General features: G+C 59.8%; 2 protein-coding genes and 1 pseudogene. All 3 read right to left on the bottom strand.

Going from position 1 to position 2,734, the window contains the following annotated elements:
• Nucleotides 1–7: 7 nt before the first annotated feature.
• Complete coding sequence (locus EN808_RS35005; RefSeq protein WP_135918206.1) at nucleotides 8–373, bottom strand: hypothetical protein; 366 nt, start codon at nucleotides 371–373, stop codon at nucleotides 8–10.
• 4 nt (nucleotides 374–377) lie between these two features.
• A complete protein-coding gene (locus tag EN808_RS36830) occupies nucleotides 378–2,432 on the bottom strand; it encodes a hypothetical protein (RefSeq protein ID WP_210235482.1) in 2,055 nt (684 codons plus the stop codon).
• Nucleotides 2,429–2,734, bottom strand: a pseudogene (locus tag EN808_RS34995) (hypothetical protein); the annotation flags it as partial. The gene EN808_RS36830 and the pseudogene EN808_RS34995, both read right to left, overlap by 4 nt.

Below are 2,734 nucleotides of genomic sequence, written 5' to 3'. Positions count from 1 at the left end.
TTGAAAACTAAGCCAGGAGCAGAAGCTGAATTGCGTCGTCATCAGCCATCGAGGCGATTTCGCGCTCAATCATGATGTGGCCTAGTTTGGCGTCGAGTGCGCCGACCTTGCCGGGCAGCGGCGATGGCTGATCAGGAAAGAATGCGGCAAGCGCGGCGAGGATTGCCGGCGTCAATTCGAACGATCCGACAATTTCATCAACGGTCGGCGCTTCGGTCTCGTTCAGATCGACAATCTTGCCGTCTCGGACATATTTCAACGGGCGCCGGTAGTAGCCGGCGCGGCCCGGATCGGCTGGGTTCAGCGGGATCTGAGCTACCGTCTGAAAGGCGTTGTTCTGGAAGGCATTGGTTTGGAACGCGGCGAAGGCCATGGCGTTATGCCGTCACGGCCTTGACCACCGCAAAAGCGATCACGATAGCTTCCGAAAGGGAGCCAGCGGTGTTGTTCCTCAGGTCGATGGTTGCCGAGCCGGCGGCGGCGCGTGCATTCAGTGAATAGCTTCCGGGTGTGCCGCCGGAAATGTGATTGAGCACCAGGATATCGGTTGCGGCTATGGCGGTGTTGGTCAGAACGAAGCTGACGATAGTCCCGGCGGCCAGTGCGGCCGCGTTCATCGTGATCTGGCCGCATGACGTGTTTAGCGAAACGCCTGTGGACTTCGATGTAGCTTGGGTGACTGTGCCGCCTGCTCCGGTCGCGTAACCGATGCCCTTAGCCGGATTCTTCACTCTCAGGTGACCGTTGCCAAGGACATCGACCGGCAGCTTGACCATCGTCGCGTCAATGACGAGGTTCGTATTGCTGGCGGAATTGTCGATGGTGGCCGTGCCATCCGATGCCAGATTGCCAACGAACGAGTTGTTGATGGCGCCGGAGGCGATGACCAGGCCGCCGGAGCTGATTACGTTGTCAGCGACCGAGCCGTTAGTGTTGCCACAGGTCAGCGTTCCCCCGACGATATTGCTTGAGAAATCAATATTGTTGGCGCTGACATCGAGCGTTACGGCGCCGCCGAACGACGTATGCGAAATATGGTGCTGCGTGCCAAGTACGGTCGTGAGCGCATTAGCGCACCGAAACCCGCTGAGGGTCACGCGGCCGGTGGTGTTTCCTGTGAAATCGAGGCCGGCACTATAGCCTCCCTGGATTTGCCAAAAGACACCCTGATTGAAACGGTAGACCGAGTTGACAATCTTGGTGCAGTAGAAGAACCGGTAACCTGTGGTCGTCAGTTCAGACGCAGGTCCTGTGACAGCGGGATCGCCCGAGGTCTGCCGTGAAAGATACCCACCGATGCAAGTGAACGAAACGCCGACGCCACCCGTGGGAAAGTCAAGGCAGCTATCCTGCATCCCGATGATGAACGGGTCTTCGATGTACTGGTTGTTGCCAGAGTTGACGATAATCCCCTTGCCTGTAAATGTCCCACCATTCCCCGACAGTTGCGGGCGGATAAGCCGCGTCCCGTCATTGATGGTCATCATGTCGCCGTTGAAGCCTTTAGTGAGCTGAGAATTGGCCAGCCCCGAAGGGAAGCCGTTCGCCCACTCAAAGGTTATGCCGGCAGGAACATTGATCGTCGCGGTAATCGTGTGCCGGTTAATCAGGATGGCCTTGGCGACGCGGGAATTGTAGCTGTAATCCAGCAATGCCTGGATCGCGGTTGTTTGCTGGGCGTCCGTGAAACCAGCAGCGGTGAGTTTCGACCCGCCAAACATGCACTCATTGGGCTGCGCTTCGTCGACATCCCACCAGCCGCCATTGGTGTTGTCGGTAGACCCGTCCGGCATGAAGCGGTCAACGGAGCGAATGCCGCCCCAGGTCGGTTGCGCCGCAACCCGCTGGCGAAGATGGCCGCCGCCATCGTCAAGCACCGAGTAATTGGACACGCGGACCGTTTTGACGGTCACCGGGACCGTTGCGGCGGCCAGGTCGGTCGTGGTGGCAAGAGTGAGAACAGGCAGGGCCGCCACAATGCGCGCATCGGCCGCCGTCGCGAAATCCGATATGGTCGAGGCCAGCTGCGTCCCGGTATGGTTCGCGCGCGCCAGCAACGTGGCGTCGGGGCTATTAGCTGTCGCGCTTGCCGCTATGCCGGCCAGCTTCGTGCGTTCAGTGGCCAGGAATGCCTTGTTGGTCGTACCGTCCGTGAGAACGTCAGCCGATTCCGTCCCGGTGTGGTTGGCCCGGGCAAGCAGGAAGGCGTCAGAACTGTTTGCCGTGGCGCCGTCGGCGACGTTCAGCAGCGTGCGGGCCTGCGCCGGGGTCAATTCCTCTGTCACGCCGGTGCCGGCCGTCACGCGGCCAAGCATGGTCGCGGTTGCCTGCGTCAGCGCGTGTTCGTCGTTCCAGTTCGATGGCTGAACAATCGTCGGATCACCGGCATCAGGAATAGCCGACTGAAATTTGTGCTTCAGAGATAGGGTCACTGCATTCCCTGCTGTTGAGGCTGGATGGTTTCGACGCCGGCCGGGCGGCCCTGCTGGTCCTTGATGATCCGCTTCGGTGCCGTCATCGCCTTCGTGACTTCCAGCATGAATTCGCCGAACATCTGCCGTTGCGCGGCCAACTCCTTCAGGACCGCCTCACCCCCGATCGGATCGATTTGGATTGGCAGCGGAACAATACCGTTCGCGGCCAAGACCTGATTTTGATCGGTTGCAGCCGCGATCTGTTTGGAGCGCAGATCGAACTGCTTTTCCTTCATCGTCATGTCGTGCTGCTCGCGGGC

Source organism: Mesorhizobium sp. M8A.F.Ca.ET.165.01.1.1 (assembly GCF_004792065.1).
In the GTDB taxonomy this organism is placed as follows: Bacteria; Pseudomonadota; Alphaproteobacteria; order Rhizobiales; family Rhizobiaceae; genus Mesorhizobium.
Note: the sequence above shows the minus strand (reverse complement) of the source record. Positions and strands in the feature narration are given on the sequence as shown.